Below are 232 nucleotides of genomic sequence, written 5' to 3' on the forward strand. Positions count from 1 at the left end.
GGGCGGCTTCCGCGAGGGCGGCGGTGTCCGGCAGGGTCGATGCCGGGGCCTGCGCGGCCTCGGCGAGCGCCGCGGTCACCGCGTCCGCGGATTCCTCGGCCTGCGCCCGTCGCGTCGTCCTCGCCTCGCGGACGGCCACCAGCACCTCGCGGAACGCGGGCATCGGCGGTCGCGCCTCCGGCGGCCAGGACGTCCCCGCGTAGAAGGCGCGACCGGCGGGCGTGGTGGACAC

The 232-nt window shown here is 79.3% G+C and carries 1 pseudogene; it reads right to left on the reverse strand.

Annotated features, from left to right (window positions below):
- Positions 1 to 232 (reverse strand): annotated as a pseudogene (locus tag KVS71_RS19250) (DUF255 domain-containing protein); the annotation flags it as partial.

This window comes from Microbacterium sp. GbtcB4 (genome assembly GCF_019091465.1).
GTDB lineage: Bacteria > Actinomycetota > Actinomycetes > Actinomycetales > Microbacteriaceae > Microbacterium > Microbacterium paraoxydans.